16 protein-coding genes are annotated in these 16,790 nt (G+C 72.8%); 8 read left to right on the forward strand and 8 right to left on the reverse strand.

Annotated elements, in window-relative coordinates:
- The first annotated feature begins 20 nt into the window (after positions 1-20).
- Complete coding sequence (locus tag ACFUNE_RS29580; protein ID WP_383574426.1) at positions 21-521, forward strand: GbsR/MarR family transcriptional regulator; 501 nt, start codon at positions 21-23, stop codon at positions 519-521.
- 18 nt (positions 522-539) lie between these two features.
- Here ACFUNE_RS29580 and ACFUNE_RS29585 read toward each other — a convergent pair whose 3' ends face one another.
- On the reverse strand, positions 540-1,376 hold the full coding sequence (locus tag ACFUNE_RS29585; protein WP_383574335.1) for a diacylglycerol kinase: 837 nt from the start codon (positions 1,374-1,376) through the stop codon (positions 540-542).
- A 186-nt stretch (positions 1,377-1,562) separates the two neighbouring features.
- Between ACFUNE_RS29585 and ACFUNE_RS29590 the strand changes: the two genes are divergently transcribed.
- Positions 1,563-2,846: an adenylosuccinate synthase gene (locus ACFUNE_RS29590; protein ID WP_383574337.1), complete on the forward strand. Its 1,284-nt coding sequence runs from the start codon at positions 1,563-1,565 to the stop codon at positions 2,844-2,846.
- Here ACFUNE_RS29590 and ACFUNE_RS29595 read toward each other — a convergent pair.
- Positions 2,830-3,135 (reverse strand): hypothetical protein, encoded by a 306-nt coding sequence (locus ACFUNE_RS29595; RefSeq protein WP_383574339.1) that lies wholly within the window; start codon positions 3,133-3,135, stop codon positions 2,830-2,832. The genes ACFUNE_RS29590 and ACFUNE_RS29595 overlap by 17 nt on opposite strands.
- A 166-nt stretch (positions 3,136-3,301) precedes the next feature.
- The gene (locus tag ACFUNE_RS29600) at positions 3,302-4,855 is read right to left on the reverse strand and encodes a PstS family phosphate ABC transporter substrate-binding protein (protein WP_383574341.1); all 1,554 of its coding nucleotides are present in this window, start codon (positions 4,853-4,855) and stop codon (positions 3,302-3,304) included.
- A 265-nt stretch (positions 4,856-5,120) separates the two neighbouring features.
- Here ACFUNE_RS29600 and ACFUNE_RS29605 point away from each other — a divergent pair, with 265 nt between their 5' ends.
- Both ACFUNE_RS29605 and ACFUNE_RS29610 read left to right on the forward strand, forming a co-directional pair.
- Positions 5,121-6,005, forward strand: coding sequence for a glycoside hydrolase family 19 protein (locus ACFUNE_RS29605; RefSeq protein WP_383574343.1), 885 nt, complete (start codon positions 5,121-5,123; stop codon positions 6,003-6,005).
- Positions 6,006-6,130: 125 nt separating this feature from the next.
- Positions 6,131-6,616, forward strand: a complete 486-nt coding sequence (locus ACFUNE_RS29610) for a hypothetical protein (RefSeq protein ID WP_383574345.1) — start codon at positions 6,131-6,133, stop codon at positions 6,614-6,616.
- A 23-nt stretch (positions 6,617-6,639) separates the two neighbouring features.
- On the opposite strand, the gene dnaN is transcribed toward ACFUNE_RS29610, so the two are convergent.
- Entirely contained in the window at positions 6,640-7,758 is a 1,119-nt protein-coding gene (dnaN, locus tag ACFUNE_RS29615) for a DNA polymerase III subunit beta (protein WP_383574347.1), read from the reverse strand.
- Positions 7,759-8,123: 365 nt separating this feature from the next.
- On the opposite strand from dnaN, the gene ACFUNE_RS29620 reads away from it, so the two are divergent.
- Positions 8,124-9,596 carry a helix-turn-helix domain-containing protein gene (locus ACFUNE_RS29620; protein WP_383574428.1) on the forward strand — a complete coding sequence of 491 codons (1,473 nt, stop codon included), beginning with the start codon at positions 8,124-8,126 and terminating at the stop codon, positions 9,594-9,596.
- Between the two features lie 5 nt (positions 9,597-9,601).
- On the opposite strand, the gene ACFUNE_RS29625 is transcribed toward ACFUNE_RS29620, so the two are convergent.
- From ACFUNE_RS29625 to ACFUNE_RS29635, 3 genes are all read right to left on the reverse strand, one after another.
- A complete protein-coding gene (locus tag ACFUNE_RS29625; RefSeq protein ID WP_383574349.1) occupies positions 9,602-11,356 on the reverse strand; it encodes a serine/threonine-protein kinase in 1,755 nt (584 codons plus the stop codon).
- A 76-nt stretch (positions 11,357-11,432) separates the two neighbouring features.
- On the reverse strand, positions 11,433-12,026 hold the full coding sequence (locus ACFUNE_RS29630) for a MarR family winged helix-turn-helix transcriptional regulator (protein ID WP_383574351.1): 594 nt from the start codon (positions 12,024-12,026) through the stop codon (positions 11,433-11,435).
- Entirely contained in the window at positions 12,023-12,634 is a 612-nt protein-coding gene (locus ACFUNE_RS29635) for a DJ-1/PfpI family protein (protein WP_383574353.1), read from the reverse strand. The genes ACFUNE_RS29630 and ACFUNE_RS29635 overlap by 4 nt, the downstream gene beginning before the upstream one ends.
- A 174-nt stretch (positions 12,635-12,808) precedes the next feature.
- Between ACFUNE_RS29635 and ACFUNE_RS29640 the strand changes: the two genes are divergently transcribed.
- The 3 genes from ACFUNE_RS29640 (at position 12,809) to ACFUNE_RS29650 (ending at position 15,852) form a co-directional block, all read left to right on the forward strand.
- Positions 12,809-14,182, forward strand: a complete 1,374-nt coding sequence (locus ACFUNE_RS29640) for an aspartate aminotransferase family protein (protein WP_383574355.1) — start codon at positions 12,809-12,811, stop codon at positions 14,180-14,182.
- A 90-nt stretch (positions 14,183-14,272) separates the two neighbouring features.
- Entirely contained in the window at positions 14,273-14,989 is a 717-nt protein-coding gene (locus ACFUNE_RS29645) for a GntR family transcriptional regulator (RefSeq protein ID WP_383574357.1), read from the forward strand.
- A 212-nt stretch (positions 14,990-15,201) separates the two neighbouring features.
- On the forward strand, positions 15,202-15,852 hold the full coding sequence (locus tag ACFUNE_RS29650) for a hypothetical protein (RefSeq protein ID WP_383574359.1): 651 nt from the start codon (positions 15,202-15,204) through the stop codon (positions 15,850-15,852).
- An 86-nt stretch (positions 15,853-15,938) separates the two neighbouring features.
- On the opposite strand, the gene ACFUNE_RS29655 is transcribed toward ACFUNE_RS29650, so the two are convergent.
- Entirely contained in the window at positions 15,939-16,727 is a 789-nt protein-coding gene (locus ACFUNE_RS29655) for an SLATT domain-containing protein (RefSeq protein WP_383574361.1), read from the reverse strand.
- Positions 16,728-16,790: the final 63 nt, after the last annotated feature.

The raw sequence follows: 16,790 nt of genomic DNA on the forward strand, positions 1-16,790 counted from the left end.
CAGGGGAGGCGGCGGAAGACATGACCGGCGGGACCGGGGAGAACAGGGAGACCGGGCGCGACGAGGACGCGGTGTCGCGCTTCGTCGAGCGCTTCGCGGCCGAGATGACGGAAGCCGGGATGCAGCGGATGGCCGCACGCGTCTTCGCGTCGCTCCTCGCCGACGACGACGGCTCCATGACCTCGGCGGACCTCGGCAGGCAGCTGCGGATCAGCCCGGCCGCGGTGTCGGGGGCGGTCAACTACCTCACCCAGGTCAGCATGGTCGGCCGCGAACGGGACCCCGGCTCCCGCCGCGACCGCTACCGCCTGCACGACGAGATCTGGTACGCCACCTTCGCCAACCGCGACCAGGTGCTGACCCGCTGGGAGCGCACGCTGCGGGACGGCGCACGCTCCCTCGGCGAGGACACCCCGGCGGGCTCGCGGCTCGTGGAGACGGCGGAGTTCTTCGCGTTCATGCAGGCCGAACTGGTCGGTGTCCTGGAGCGGTGGCGCGAGAGCCGCAGGACGCCGGGGTGAGGCCGCGGGGGCCCGGGCTCAGCCGCCCGCCGCGGGGAGCACCAGCCCCCAGGCGCCCGCCCGTACGGTCCAGGTGCGGGTCCTGACGGGGCCCCCGACCTGTATGTCCGCCCGGTAGCGGAAGTCCGGGCCGGAGACCGTGACCGCCTTGGCCTCGGCCGTGTACGTCTCGCCCGAGGCGGTGTGGATCACCACGTCGGCCAGACCGCCGTCGCCCTGGGCGGTCACCGAGACGTCCTCGACCGGCCGGTCCAGGTCGTTCAGGAGGACGCCGTCCGCCTCGACCCGCAGCCGGTGGGCCCGGGAGGGACCGGAGGGCGAGGGGGGAGCGGGGCGCACCAGGGAGGCCACGAGGGTGCGGCAGGTGTCCCAGACCGTGTGGGGCTGGCCCGGCGAGGGTCTGGCCGCCGGTATGCGCAGCTCGCCCAGGACCACTCCGTCGCTGTCGTCGACGAGCAGGTCCAGCCGGCGGGCGGTCCCGTCGAGCGCCGTGCGCGCGGCCGCGACCGCGCCCCGGGGCACGCCCAGTGCGTAGCCGAGTTCCAGAGTGTGTGCCGCGCCGACCGGGATCAGGGAGAGCGCGCTCTCGGAGAGCTCCCGTTCCCTGTGGAGCTGGGAGACCGCGCGCAGCAGCGCGTGGTCGTCGCCGACGAGGACCGGACGTCTGGAACCCCGCCGCGACAGGGCCCTGGCGAACTCGTCGGGGCCGTCCGGAAGGCAGATCTTGGCGTGCGCGCCCGCGCTCAGCACGTCCTTCGCGATGCGCACGGACTCGCCGTCATAGCGGCGGGCAAGGGGGTCGACGAGTACGAGTAGCTGGTGGTCGCCGTCGCCGGGGGGCTCTGCAGCCGACACCTCGGTCCTTCCTCGGGTAGCATCTTGGTGCAAGAGCCCCTTGCGCTATTGCGCCAGGGGCTTCGTCTATTCCGGGGCACCCGGTTCGACGGCTCAGGCTTTGCCGTACATCGTCGTGCGGCAGGTACGACCTTTACGTACGCCCCCTGACCTTGGACATGCCCCGCCCGGAAGGGGTGTACGCCTGTGCCCGCACTTGTGCTGCTCGGTGCTCAGTGGGGTGACGAGGGCAAGGGGAAGGCCACCGACCTCCTCGGTGGATCCGTTGACTATGTGGTGCGTTACCAGGGCGGCAACAATGCCGGCCACACGGTCGTCGTAGGCGACCAGAAGTACGCACTGCATCTCCTCCCCTCCGGAATCCTGTCGCCGGGGTGTACCCCGGTCATCGGTAACGGTGTCGTCGTCGACCCGGCTGTCCTGCTCTCCGAGCTGAGCGGCCTGAACGAGCGAGGCATCGACACGTCCAAGCTCCTGATCAGCGGCAACGCTCATTTGATCACTCCGTACAACGTCACCGTCGACAAGGTGACGGAACGCTTCCTCGGTACGCGCAAGATCGGCACGACCGGGCGCGGTATCGGCCCGACGTACGCCGACAAGATCAACCGCGTCGGCATCCGCGTCCAGGACCTCTACGACGAGTCGATCCTGGAGCAGAAGGTCGAAGCGGCGCTGGAGCAGAAGAACCAGCTCCTCGCCAAGGTCTTCAACAGGCGCGCGATCGAGGCCGGCAAGATCGTCGAGGAGATGCTCCAGTACGCGGAGCAGCTCAAGCCGTACGTCGCGGACACGACGCTGATCCTGAACGACGCCATCGACGAGGGCAAGGTCGTCCTCTTCGAGGGCGGTCAGGGCACGCTGCTGGACGTCGACCACGGCACGTACCCCTTCGTCACCTCGTCGAACCCGACCGCGGGCGGCGCCTGCACCGGAGCCGGCGTGGGCCCGACGAAGATCAGCCGCGTCATCGGCATCCTCAAGGCCTACACCACCCGTGTCGGTGCCGGCCCCTTCCCGACGGAACTTCTCGACGAGGACGGCGAGGCGCTGCGCAGGATCGGCGGCGAGCGCGGTGTCACCACCGGCCGTGACCGCCGCTGCGGCTGGTTCGACGCCCCGATCGCGCGGTACGCGACCCGGGTCAACGGCCTCACCGACTTCTTCCTCACCAAGCTGGACGTGCTGACCGGCTGGGAGCGGATCCCGGTGTGCGTGGCGTACGAGATCGACGGCAAGCGCGTCGAGGAGCTCCCCTACAGCCAGACCGACTTCCACCACGCGAAGCCGATCTACGAGATGCTGCCGGGCTGGTCCGAGGACATCACGAAGGCCCAGACCTTCGGTGACCTGCCGAAGAACGCGCAGGCGTACGTGAAGGCGCTGGAGGAGATGTCCGGCGCTCCGATCTCCGCGATCGGTGTCGGCCCCGGCCGGACCGAGACGATCGAGATCAACTCCTTCCTGTAGGAGATCGCGCGACGGCGGCCGGACCTTCCACGGGGAAGGTCCGGCCGCCGTCGTTCGTCCGGGTACGGATCCGGCGCCGCAGGGGTGCTGCCATCGGTGCGCTGCCGTCGGGCGGCGCCGTCAGCCGGCGATGGAGCGAGGCGACGCCGTACAGGGCGGCGATCGCGGCGAGGGAGCAGGGGACGGAGATCGCGAAGTGCGCGAGCCACGCCCCCGCCCTTCCGGGGCCGCCCCAGGAGTGGTCGTAGGGGCCCTGGTCCACGAACCCGTGGAACGGCCCCCGGGCCATGCCCAGCAGGAGGGTGACCGCTCCCCCCGCGCCGGGCGGTACGGCGGGCCGGGTGGGAGCGTGCGGCCGGGAGCCGGGGGGAGAGCGTCCGTGGGGTGTCCATGGGCGCGGAGGCCAGGAGCAGGTCCGAGCCGCCCGCGAGATCCCACGGTGCTGTCCCCGCCCCCTACTCCGGTAGGGCCCGGTCCTCCCCGCAGAGCCGCATCCCCCTCGGCGTCGCGCAGGGCAGGTGGCCGTTGGTGCGCATGATCTCCTCGCCGTAGTTGTCCAGGTAGTTCAGGAAGCCGGCCACCAGGGAGTTCGCGGGAGGCGACCCGTAGGTGTACGCGTACTCGATCTCGCGGTACGGGTAGCTGCTGGTGGCGATCGTGTCGACGGACGGGGCGACGCCGTCGATGGTCGTCCGGTGCGCCCCTTCGGGCACCGTGCCGCCCCGCAGTTCGGTGTAGCCGATCGCGCCGTCGAGTTCGGCGACCTCGGCCAGGACCTGGTCCGTGCCGTCGAGCTCGCAGCGCAGGACCGGGGCCTCGTCGTAGTCCTTGGTGACGCAGTCGCGAGAGGACGTGGCGGGTTCGTTGGCGTCCAGGACCCGGCGCTGGAACACCTCGCGCGTACCGGAGTTGGCGTCCCGGCTGACGAGCCGGACGGGCAGGTCGGGGCCGTCCTCGGCGATCTCGTCCCAGTTGCGGACCTCGCCTCTGTAGATCCGTCTGATCTGGTCGGTGGAGAGGTCCTTCACCGGCACCGAGTCGTTGACGACGAGGGAGAACAGCGAGATCGCGACCCGCTTCCCGTGCAGCTCGGTGAGGGCGGCCGGTCCGGGGCCGTCGGACAGGGCGACCATGGGAGGAGAACCGGCGGATCCGGCCTTGCGGCCGGCGGCGTCGAGCTTCCGCACACCGGCGTTGCTGCCGTGGATGTCCAGGCGGATGTCGGCGCCCTCGCACTCGTCCTCGTACTTCTGCTCCAGCTCCTCCATGACCGGCTCGAACGCGGTGGAGCCGGTGACGGTGAGGGTGCCCCGGGCGCAGTCCATCGGGGGCGGGGAATCGTCCCGTACGACGATGATGGCGGCGAGCGTGACGACGCAGGCGGTGAGGGCCACGGTGATGATCCTCGACGCCGGGCCGAACAGCGGAGGCTTCTCGTCGGGCCGGGCAGCCTTGTTCCGCGCCACGGCACCGTCCCGGATGCCGCCGGTGACCTTGACCGGGCCGCCCACGTGCGAGCCGGTGAGCAGGACCAGGAGCTTGAAGTGCTCGTTGCGGTTGAGGGGGACGCGCGGCAGCCGGATGACCGAGCCGTCGTGCCGCAGGCCTGCCGCCGGGGTGAAGTGATCCATCAGGTGGTCGGCGTCCGACGAGTGGGTCACGGCGATTCCGCGGACCGTCCGTCCGGTGAACTCCACTGTGAGGCCGTTGAGTTCGCCCCGTCCGGTGTAGTCCTCGTCGACGATCGACTGCGAGCCGTCGTTCTCGATGCGCAGCAGGACGAGAGTGGCGTCGGCCATGTCCGGGGTCTCGTCGAAGAGCCCGAGCCGCACGTTGGCCCGGCCCTGGCTGACCTCGCTGCCGATCGGGGTGTCCATCTGCACGCGGTAGCCGATGCGCTTGCGGCGCGGGACGCGGCGTTCGTACCAGAGCACGCCCGCCGAGGTCGCGACGCCCAGGAGGGCGGTGAGGACGGCGATGACGTTCTCGGGGGTGAACAGCCGATCCATGGTGTGCGCGCTCCCTCGTGGGTGCGGTGTGCCGGACGGCGTCACCGTACGACCGCGGACCGTGTGGTGGGGGAGCCTCCGGATTCCTTCCGGGGAAGTTCGCCTCGCGTTCAACGGGCTTATGGACAAGGCGGATTGGCGGTAGCCGTGAATGCGCCGAGTTCTGGTCTAGACCTTGACAGGTCCAGACCATCGACGCTTGAGTGGCCGTACCCCCCATGGCGGCGCCCGCCCGGCGCGAGCGCCGCGCCGAAGGAGTGATCGCGTGTTCAAACGTGTCATGAGCCTGATCGCCGCGCTGGGCGTGGTCGTCGCGACGCTCGTCATTCTTCCCGCCACCACGGCGGCGGCCGCCGCCTGTGCCCCGGCCTGGAGCGCCTCCGCCGTCTACTGGGGCGGCGGCTCCGCCTCGTACAACGGGCACAACTGGTCCGCGAAGTGGTGGACCCAGAACGAGCGCCCCGGCACGGTCGACGTCTGGGCCGACCAGGGCACCTGCGGGTCCGGCGGTACGGAGGAGCCGAACCCCTCGGGCTTCGTCGTCAGCGAGTCCCAGTTCAACCAGATGTTCCCGGGCCGGAACTCCTTCTACACGTACAGCGGCCTCACCGCGGCCCTGAGCGCCTACCCCGGCTTCGCCAAGACCGGCAGCGACACGGTGAAGAAGCAGGAGGCGGCGGCGTTCCTCGCCAACGTCAGCCACGAGACCGGCGGTCTGGTGCACATCGTCGAGCAGAACACCGCGAACTACCCGCACTACTGCGACACGAGCCAGTCGTACGGCTGCCCGGCCGGCCAGGCCGCCTACTACGGCCGTGGTCCGATCCAGCTCAGCTGGAACTTCAACTACAAGGCCGCCGGTGACGCCCTCGGCATCGACCTGCTCGGCAACCCGTGGCAGGTGGAGCAGAACGCGGCCGTGGCCTGGAAGACCGGTCTCTGGTACTGGAACACGCAGTCCGGCCCCGGCACCATGACACCGCACAACGCCATCGTCAACGGCGCCGGCTTCGGTGAGACCATCCGGTCCATCAACGGCAGCATCGAGTGCAACGGCGGCAACCCCGCCCAGGTGCAGAGCCGCATCAACAAGTACCAGGCGTTCGTCCAGATCCTCGGCACCACCCCTGGCTCGAACCTGAGCTGCTGAGCCCGGCCCCACCCCGGGGAGTGGGGGCGCGTCCGGCTCGTGGCCGGGCGCGCCCCCGATTCGTCTTCCGGGTCGGGCGCCCCCGATTCGTGTTCCCGCCGGGCCGGTTGGCAGGATCACGCACCATGAGCACGGACAGCGACAGCACACCGCCCGCGACCACCGAGGCCCGCCTCGCCCTGGTCGACGACGTCCTCGCCCTGCCCTTCCCCGCGGGCGAGGAGAGTGAGGACAGCGGAGGGCGGAGCAGCGGCCCCGGGCACCACCTGCTGATCCTGCGGGCCAGTGAGGACTTCTGGGACGACCGGTCCCCCGAGCACGTCGAGCCCGCCGAGCAGGAGATCGAGGACGAATTCAGTGTCCTGGCGACCGCCCTGAGCGAGCGGTGGGGCGAGCCGGAGACCGTGGACCTCTGGCCCTATCTGGAGCGGGAGGACACGGACGCCGCTCCGGAGCCGATGGGGCAGCTCTGCAACCTGGCGGGCAGCATGCAGGTCTGGCGCGTCCCCGGGGGCACGCGGTGGCTCGGTCTGGCCGTGGGGCAGGCGGACCCGGAATTCCCCGTCTGGCTGCTCGCCGCAGTCGGCGAGGCGGCGACACTGCCGGGCTGAGCGCGGGGCCGGCGCCGAAGAGGTCAGAGCAGCGTCGGCTTCACGGACATCAGCAGGTGCTGGTGGGAGGGCGTCCCGGTCTCCTCCCCGCCGGTGATCATGGCGCGCTGCCCCGGGCCCATCAGCTTCATCCGGACCGCCGTGTCCTCGAAGGAGGCCAGCGCGTCCATCAGGTACTGGGGGTTGAAGGCCACCGTCATCTCCGCGGTGCCGTCCGAGGCCGCCGGCAGCCGCTGCGAGGCCACGTCGTCCTCGAATCCGGCCTGAAGTGTCACCGCGCCGTCCGGCCCGCCGGTGAAGGTCATCTGCAGGGGGCTGCCGCCGTCCGCGACGACGGAGACCCGTTTCACGGCCTCCACCAGGCGGGCCCGGTCCAGCACCACGACCGCGGGGCCGGCCAGGGCGAACAGCTTCTCGTGCCGCGGCAGCCGGCCGTCCAGAAGGCGCACCGTCGTGCGCGTCCCGGCGTGCTCGAATCCCGCCGAGCCCCCGTCCACCGCGACGTCGACCTTGCCCGCCCTGCCGAGCGACCGGGCGATCTCGGACAGCCGACGGGCCGGCAGCAGGACGTCGGCCGCCACGTCGGGCGTGGCCGCCGTGAACGGCAGGGTGCGCACCGCGAAGCGGTACCGGTCCGTCGCCGCCAGCGTCATGGTCGAGCCGTCGAGCCCGAGGCGTATGCCGGTGAGCACCGGCAGGCTGTCGTCCCGCCCCGCGGCCACCGTCACCTGCGCGACCGCCGTGGCGAACTCCCCGGCGGCCACCTCGCCGTGGACCTCCGGCAGCGAGGGCAGAGCCGGGTAGTCGTCGAGGGGCAGGACGGAGAGACCGAAGCGCGAGCCGTCCGCCGTGACCGTGAAGCGGGAGCCCTCCACCGCGCACTCCACCGGCCCCTCGGGCAGCACCTTGCAGATGTCGAGCAGCCGCCGCCCCATGACCAGGACCTTCCCGGGCCGGACGGTGTGCGCCTCCGCCTCGACGCGGGCGGACGCCTCGAAGTCCAGCCCCGACACCCTGAGCCGGCCGATGTCGGCTTCGAGGAGGAGACCGCCGAGGACGGGGACAGGCGAACGCGACGGCAGCACCCGGGCCGCCCGGGACACGGCATCGGTCAGTGCGCCACGCTCCATACGGAACTCCACTGCGGGGCCTCTCTCGTCCGGAGTGCAACACGGTCGAGAACCAACGCTAGGCGGCACCACTGACAGTCGCCGCGGGCCGACGACAGCGACCACCCCCGTGAGCCGCTGCCGCCGTGCCTCCGGACGTCCCCCGACGTCTTCGGGCCCCCGGATCCGGGCCGTCCCGACGTCCCCCGACGTCTCACGGACGTCCCGGAGCACGCTGCGGACTCTAAGGGGGCGGGGCGGCGGGCCGGGAGGTTCAATTCGCACTGTGTGGCCCGCGACGGGTATCAAACCGCACAACCGGACCGGTACTCTGCACTCCGGTTCGGGGGATCGGAGGACACGTGCGCGCGCGGGAACGGGCCGACGACGTACTGCTGATGTACCGGCTGGCGCGGACCGGCGGGTCGCCGGAGCTGCTCCGCAGGCTGGCCCGGCGGGCGGAGGGCTGGGCCGGGATCCTGGACGGGGAGGGAACGGTTCTCCAGGCCGCGGCCGGCAGTGTGCGGTGGCCGGCCCACGAGGCGGCGGGTCTCGCCGCCTCCGCAGCGCGGGAACTGACGGCCCGTGGGGCCGGGTCGTACTCCCTCGACACCGAGGGGAGCGCCGCGCTGCTGCTCCCCCTCGACCGGGCCCCCCTCGACCGGACGTCCGAACGCCGCGGCCCGGTCCTCGCCGTCGTCGCCCCCAAGCCGCTTCCCGGCGGGCTGGCCACGCTGATGGCCGACGCCGTGATGCCCCTGGCCCTGGCCTGGGCGTCGGAGAGCGTCGAGCGCAAGCGGCGACGGGTGGACCTCGCGGAGTCCCGTAGCCGTGAGGCCGTGCTGCACCTCCTGATGACGGGCCAGCTCTCCATCGCCCGCCAGGTGGCGGGAGCGCTGCGGCCGAAGCTCCCCGACCCCGTGCGTGTCTGCGTCGTCGAATGCTCCGGCGGGCAGCGGGACGAGGTGGCCCGGATCTGCGCGGAGGCCTCCGGTGGGCGGACGTGGATCGTGCGCTGCCCCGTCTACGCCCGCCACCTGATCCTGATCGTGCCCGCGGACGAGGAGGCCGGGGAGCAGGGGGCGGAGAGCGGCCGCTCGCTCGGTCCGGCCGTCGCGGGGCTCGTGGACGACTGCGTCGTGGGCGTCAGCGAGGAGGTGCGGCTGCCCGACACGGCGACCGCCTACCAGCAGGCCTTCCACGCCCTCGCCGTCGCCCGCGGACTCCCCGGGCGACACGCCAGGTTCGGCACCGCCCCGGAGCCCGCGCTGGTCGTCGGCGCCGCCGGCGCGCGGTGGGCCGATGCCCTGCTCGCACCCCTCCTCACCCATCTGCCCCGCCGCTCGCAGGACCCGGGCAGCCAGGAGCTGTCGGCGACCGTCGCGTCCTGGCTGGCGTTCTCCTCCCACGCCACCCAGCACCTGAAGATCCACCGCAACACCCTGGCCGCACGGCTGAAGCTCGTCGGCGAACTCCTCGGCCTCGACCTGAACCTGGTCGCCGACCAGGCGGCCGTCGACCTGGCCCTCAGGATCAGGGCCACCCCTGCCCTCCGCCCCTCCCGCCCCTGGGGTGCGGCGGAGACCGGCGGCCTCGACACCGTCCTGCGTTCCCCGGGCGTCCAGGACTGGGCCGTCCAGCAGCTGCGGCTCCTCGGCCGGGCCGGCCCCATGGGCGAGGAGACCCTGCGGACGTGGCTGGGCTGCGAGGCCCAACTGGCCCCGACGGCCTCCGCGCTGGGCATATCCGTACCCGGTGCGCGCAAGCGCCTCACCCGGATCGAGGCCGTGCTGTGCCGGTCGCTGCTCCGGACTCCGAGCGCCCGGTACGACCTGTGGCTCGCGTTCCGGGCGGTGGACCTCGCGGCGTGAGCCGCTCAGCCGGTCTTCGTGTACGTCAGGCTCTGGCCGGTGGCCGTGATCTCACGCCGAAGGGTGCCGTCGGGCAGCAGCGTCAGGACGGTGGGCTCGCCCGGGGTGCACGACGCCATCGGTTCGCCCTCCGTGACCCTGGAGGAGCCGATGCGCACGGGCCCGTCCGAGGCCGGCTCGCTCTCCAGATCGGCCACGAACACGCAGTGGTAGGAGCCGCCCGAGTCGAGCGGGCCCTCGGCGGTCAGGGACAGCACGGCTTCGCCCACCTCACCCTGTCGGACGACGAGTTGACGGGTGGAGGCCCCGGCGCCGCCCTCGACGGCCCCGGACCAGGTGCCCAGGAAGCCGGACGGGACGGTGCCGTCGGAGCTCGTGCCGTCGGGCCCCGTGCCGTTCTCGGAGGAGCGGGCGCCGGAGGGAGAGCCGCCGCCCCGAGACGCCGTGGGGCCGCCGTCCCCGCTCTGCATGAACGCGTAGACCCCCCAGCCCGCCCCCACCGCGACGAGCAGTGCGGCGGCGGCCAGCAGCAGGGTGGAGCCGGTCCTGCGGCTGCGCCCGGGCGGGGGCGTGCCGAAGTGGCCCTGGGGCGGCGGCCCGTACGGGGGAGTGGGCCCGTATCCGTAGGGGCGGGCGGGCTGTCGAGGGTAGCCGTAGGGGTGCGGCGGCGCCGGAGCGGGCCGGCCGGCCGGCGTCGGGTGCGTGTGCGCGGCGCCCGGGGGACGCCCCGGCGTGGGAGGCCCCGGAGTGGGAGGCGCCGGCCGCGCGGAGGCCGGCGGCAGGGCCGCGGGCCGCGCCCGCTGAGGGACCTCGGCGGGGCCGCGCTCCTCCGGGTCCTCGGAGTCCAGGAGCTCCACGGCGTGCCGGCCCAACTGGGCGATCAGCGCGCCCGGCAGCCACGGCTCCTCCGTGTCCGTGTCGCCCAGGCGCTCCAGGACGGCGTCCGTGGACGGCCGCGCGGCCGGGTCCTTCGCCAGGCATTCCCGGATCAGTTCGACCAGGTCGACGGGTACGCCGGTGAGGTCCGGGTCCTCCTGGGCGATCCGGAACATCAGCGCGTGGGCCCCGCTGTCCGCCGCGCCGAACGGCAGCCGGCCGGTCGCCGCGTAGGCCAGTACCGAACCGAGGCAGAACACGTCGCAGGCGGGCGTCACACGCTCCCCCCGCACCTGCTCGGGCGCCATGAAACCGGGTGAGCCGATCATCGCACCGGTGCGGGTGAGGCCGCCGTCGGCGACCGTGTCCAGGGCTCGGGCGATGCCGAAGTCGATGACCCGGGGTCCGTCGATCGTCATCAGGACGTTGGACGGCTTCAGGTCGCGGTGGACCAGTCCGGCAGCGTGGATGTCCTGGAGGGCCCCCGCGAGCCCGGCCCCCAGGATGCGGACGGAGCGCTCGGGGAGCGGGCCGTACGCCCCGGATCCGGCCACCGGGTCGCCCGGGCGCCCCGAGACGATGCGGTGGAGCGAGGGGCCGGCGACGTAACCCGTGGCCACCCACGGCACCGCGTCGTCCACCCCGGCGTCCAGCACCGGCGCGGTCCAGACGCCGCCCACGCGCCGGGCGGCCCGGACCTCCGCCCGGAAGCGGTCTCTGAAGTGCTGCTGCTGGGCGAGCTCGGGGCGCACCAGCTTGATGGCGACGGTGCGGCCCCGGTCCGAGCGGGCCAGGAACACCTGCCCCATCCCGCCGGCGCCGAGGCGTCCCAGCAGGCGGTAGCTCCCGATGCGTTGCGGATCGCCGGAGCCCAGCTTCTCCATGGTGCGCTTCCTCCCCCGTACGGCCATGGCGGACCGTGGGTCGAGAATAGCGGCGGGCATGCCCCGGAGGCCGCTCTCAGCCCCCGGATGATTCCGGCGGGCGGGCGGACGGCGAGGGACGCTGTCCCCGGCCGTCCGGGGACGCCAGGACGTCCATGGCCGCCGACAGCCGCTCCAGCACCTGGACGGTCCGCGCGAACTGCTCCTCGCCCAGCTCCCCGGCCAGCCGTGCCGCGAACTCCGCGTGGGCGGGGTCTATCCGGCTCACCGCCGCCCGGCCGTCCGCGGTGGCCCGGAGCAGCTTGGCCCGCCGGTGGGCCGGGTTCGCGACGTATTCGCCGAGGCCCTGTTCCACCAGCAGGTCGGCGATCCGCTGCACGCTCTGCCGGGTGATCCCCATCGAGCGGGCGATCCCCGAGACGGGGAGCGGCTCCGCCAGGACCGCTCCGAGGACCTGCCACCGGGCGGCGGTGAGCCCGGCGGGCCCGGCCAACTCCTCGGCGACCGACAGGAAGCGGCCGTTGAGCCGGAACACCCCGATCGCGGTGCGGCTCAACCGGGCACCGTTCTCGGTGGGCTCGGTGGGCTCGGTGGGCTCGGTGGGCTCCGTGGGCGTGGGATCCGTGCGCCGGTCGCTTCCGGTGGCGGGCCCGGTGTTCGTCCCGCTCATCCCTGGAGCACCTCGTACGCGCTCGCGTCCGAGTCGTGGAAGAGCCGGTACCAGGCGTCCAGCTTCTCCGGCTCGAACACCCCGAGCAGGCCGAAGATCTCGCGGGCGAAGGCGACCGGCTCGGTCGGGCCCGCCGTGACGAGAGCGCCCAGTGACTCCCCGCCCGAGTCCGTCACCGCGTCGGCGTCGACGTAGTGCGCACCGCCCGCGTATCCCGTGGCGGCGAGATAGAAGGACACCGCACTCGTGTGGGGGCGGGCGTCGAGCAGGCCCTCGCGCGCCAGTCCAGCGGTCGCCCCGCAGATGGCCGCCACGGGCACACCGGCCTCCAGGAAGGTTCGCGCCGCACGGGTGAAGGGGGCGAGAGCGTCGCCGGTGTCCCAGAGGGAGGCGCCGGTGAGGACGAGCAGAGCGCTGTCGCCGGGATCCAGCGCGTCGAGCGCGAGGTCGGGCCGGACGCTCATCCCGCCCATCGTGGTGACGGGCGCGGTGGTGAGGCCGACGGTGCGCACGGTGTGGCCGTGCTGGGTGAGCTGTGCCGTGGCGAAGCCCGGCTCCCAGTCGGCGAAGGTGTCGTAGACGGCCAGGTGAACGGTCGTGCCGGTCATGGTGACCTCCGGTGGCGTAGCACGGGACCTGATGACAGGAGACTGTCATGATGACAGCTTTCTGTCAATGGTTCTTCTTTTCCGTGCGGGAACCCGACAGCCTGCCGAGCCGGGCGGCCCCTGCCATACACAGTGGCCATGGAGGACGGCGCCACCGCCGCATACGCTCGCCGCATGAACTCCGACGCCCCTCGCCCCCCGTACGTCGACCCGGCAGCGGGCGCGGCCGTGAAGGCCGCCGACCGCGCGCACGTGTTCCACTCCTGGTCCGCCCAGGGCCTGATCGACCCGCTCGCCGTCGCGGGCGCCGAGGGGGCGTACTTCTGGGACTACGACGGCAACCGCTACCTGGACTTCACCAGCGGTCTCGTCTTCACCAACATCGGCTACCAGCACCCCGCCGTCGTCGCCGCCATCCAGGAGCAGGCGGGCAGGCTGACCACGTTCGCCCCCGCCTTCGCCGTCGAGGCGCGTTCGGAGGCGGCGCGCCTCATCGCCGAGCGCACCCCCGGCGACCTGGACAAGATCTTCTTCACCAACGGCGGTGCCGAGGCCGTCGAGAACGCCGTGCGCATGGCCCGGCTGCACACCGGACGCCCGAAGGCGCTCTCCGCCTACCGCTCGTACCACGGCGCCACCGCGACCGCGATCAACCTCACCGGTGACCCCCGCCGCTGGGCGTCCGACACCGGCGCGGCGGGCGTCGTCCGCTTCTGGGCGCCGTTCCTCTACCGCTCGCCGTTCTACGCGCAGACGGAGGCCGAGGAGTGCGCCCGCGCGCTCCAGCACCTCGAGGACACGCTGGCCTTCGAGGGCCCGGCCACGGTCGCCGCCGTGGTCCTGGAGACGATCCCCGGCACGGCGGGCATCATGACGCCGCCGCCCGGCTACCTCGCGGGTGTCCGCGAGATCTGCGACAGGTACGGGATCGTCTTCGTGCTGGACGAGGTCATGGCCGGCTTCGGACGCACCGGGAAGTGGTTCGCCGCCGACCACGACGAGGTCGTGCCGGACCTGATGACCTTCGCGAAGGGCGTCAACTCCGGATACGTGCCGCTCGGCGGCGTCGCCATCAGTGCCGAGATCGCCGCCACCTTCGAGACCCGCCCCTACCCGGGCGGACTCACCTACTCAGGTCACCCGCTCGCCTGCGCCGCCGCCGTCGCCACGATCAAGGCCATGGAGGAGGAGCGGATCGTCGAGGGCGCCGCACACCTCGGCGAGCACGTGCTCGGCCCCGGGCTGCGTGAGCTCGCCGAGCGCCACCCGTCCGTCGGTGAGGTGCGGGGGCTCGGCGCTTTCTGGGCGCTGGAGCTGGTCCGGGACAGGGAGACGCGTGAGCCCCTGGTCCCGTACAACGCGACCGGCGAGGCGAACGCCCCCATGGCGGCCTTCGGCGCGGCCTGCAAGCGGAACGGCCTCTGGCCCTTCATCAACATGAACCGCACCCACGTCGTGCCCGCCTGCAACATCACCGAGGCCGAGGCGAAGGAGGGCCTTGCGGCCCTGGACGCGGCCCTCTCGGTCGCCGACGAACACACCGTGTAGACAGCATCGGACCCGGCGCCCTCCCCCGTGCCCGGAACCGGGCACGGGCCTGGCTTATGGTGACCCAAGCCGAGAACGGGAGGGGGCGTCATGGGTGCGAGCGGAGGCGTGACCCGCAGCACGCTGCGGCAGCAGATCGCCGACGCACTGCGTGACGAGGTGCTCGCGGGGCGTCTGCAGCCACGGGTGGAGTTCACCGTCAAGCAGATCGCCGAACAGTACGGTGTGTCCGCGACGCCCGTCCGCGAAGCGCTCTTCGACCTCTCCGCGCAGGGCCTGCTCGAATCGGACCAGCACCGCGGCTTCCGGGTGCGCGAGTTCAGTGTCGCCGACTACCGGTCGATGGTGGAGGCGCGCGCCCTGGTCATAGACGGGGTGTTCCGGGGCATCTTCGACGGAACCGGAACCGCGCCCGCCGTCATCGGTGCCCACCGGGCCGCCCTCGTCTCCGTACGCCGCCGGGCCGAGGAGGCCGCACGCGCGGCGCGCAGCGGCGACCTCGACATCCTGATCGGCTACGACCTGAGGTTCTGGCGGGAGCTCGGCGCGGTCATCGGCAACACCTACATCAACGAGTTCCTGCAACGGCTGCGGATGCAGGCCTGGGCCTTCGCCGTCCCGTATCTGCGCGGGGACGGCGACGACGTGCGCGACTGGCTCTGGAACGGCCACCCGGAACTGGTGGAGGCGATCACGGCCGCCGACGGGCCCGCCGTGCGTGCGGTGCTGGACGCCTACTACACGCACGGGCTGAACTGGGCGGACCGGCTGGCCGCCGGGAACCCTCCGCACCCGGGTCACGGCTGAGCGGTACGACGGGGCCGCTCCTCCCGCTGCCGCGGGGTGAGCTGAGCGGCGTACCGGGCCGCGTGGCCCCTGGGACCGGGCCGCGCACCGGTCCGCGGGCGGCCGGTGCGCGACCGCCGCAGAGCGCGTACCGGCCCGCACCCTGTGCGCGGGGTCCCGGCCGCATTACGCTGTCCCGACCATCGCACGAACCCGTTGGAGAGCGAGACTTCGTGGCCTGTGACCTGTGGCTGGTCCCCCTCGTCGATGTGCTGTGCCACAGCCCCGACAACCCGTTCGCCGAAGAGATCGCCGTCTACGACAAGGCGTTGACCGAGGCGGGGCTGCCGCCCGTGCCCGTCTACGCATACATGCCGGGACTCACCGGGGACGTCGCCCCGGTCGCCGGCTTCGACTACGACGCCCTGCACTTCCTGCGCCGCGCCTACCTGCTCCAGCTGAGCGGCCTCGCCGTCACCCCGGTCGACGAGCTGGGCGGGGACTACGAGCAGTTGCTGGAGATGTTCGAGCAGAGCGCACAGGCGTCGCACCTCGTCTGGCACTACGACCACGCCGGGGCGTACGTCCCCCTGGACTTCCCCCATCCGCTCTCCGACGACCAGCTCCTGGAGGGCGGCGGCCCGCTGGGATCCTCCCACGGGCTGCTGAGGGAGCTGGAGTTCGTCGCCCCGTCCATCGGCATCGACCCGGCCAACCCGCCGGCCGCCCCGCTGCCCCCCGCCGGTCCGACCTCGCTGGAGGAGCCGGCCGCCCCGGTCCCGTACGACGACAATCCCTTCGCCCGGGAGCGGCACGTCTGGCTGGGCCTGCACGCGGCGGCCACCCGCAGCCTCGCGCAGGGCTCGATGATCATCTTCAGCTGACCGGCCGCGCCGCCGCGACCCGCGTATCCGCCAAGGCCCGCCGACCGCGCCCGGCCCCGCCGACCGCGCCCGGCCCCGCCCCGGTCTCACCGGGGCGGCTCCGGCGGCCGCTGGCGCGGCATGTTCGGCCGGGCCACCGAGGGCATGGTGAGCCGGCCGGGCAGGGATCCCTGCTCGGGGCGCCCGCCGGGCCCGCCCGAGACCAGTGACTGCATCCCCATGGGCGCGGGCCCGGCCCGGAACTCCACCATCCAGTCGGCCGTCTCCATGCGGACGAGCTCGGTGATGTCCTCCGAGAACCGTCGCAGCACCCCCAGGCACCGCTCCGCGGCCTCGCTGGCGGTGCCCTCCGTCGGTCCCAGCACCTCCCGGACGCACTCGGACGACCAGTCGAACTGCAGCACCTGCAGACGCCTCTGCACGGCCTGTGCCGTCGCGAGGTTCCTTATCCAGCCGGAGGTCAGTCCGAAGTACCGGTCGCACGCCATGCAGGCGGCGCCCAGCAGCAGCGAGAGATAGCCCCAGCCGGCCGACCCGTGCAGCTCCCCGGTCAGGTCCAGCAGCGGGAGGGCGGCGCCGGCGACCACTCCCGCCGCCGTGCCGAGCCGGAGCACCCTGGCCGTGCGCCGCTTGCGCACCCGGTCGCGCAGATACCAGTCGGCGGTCTCCAGGGCGCCGGCCTCGACCCAGCGGTAGAGCTCGTCGAGCCGCTCGGCGGGTTCGCCCCAGTCGCCGAGCGGGAAGGCGCGGCCGGTCAGGTCCCGGGGGCTCGAACCGTAGCGCGAACCGGACCGATCGGTTCCGGTGCCTGCACCGGATCCCGCGCCGGACTCCTTGCGGGGCGGCCCTTCGGGCTGCATCTCCGGCTGGCTCACCGGGGCACTCCTCTGCACTCAGCGTTCGGCGCTTGTCGACGCGGATCGGCACGGTTCTCGGTC

Source organism: Streptomyces sp. NPDC057287 (genome assembly GCF_042667905.1).
Lineage (GTDB): Bacteria > Actinomycetota > Actinomycetes > Streptomycetales > Streptomycetaceae > Streptomyces.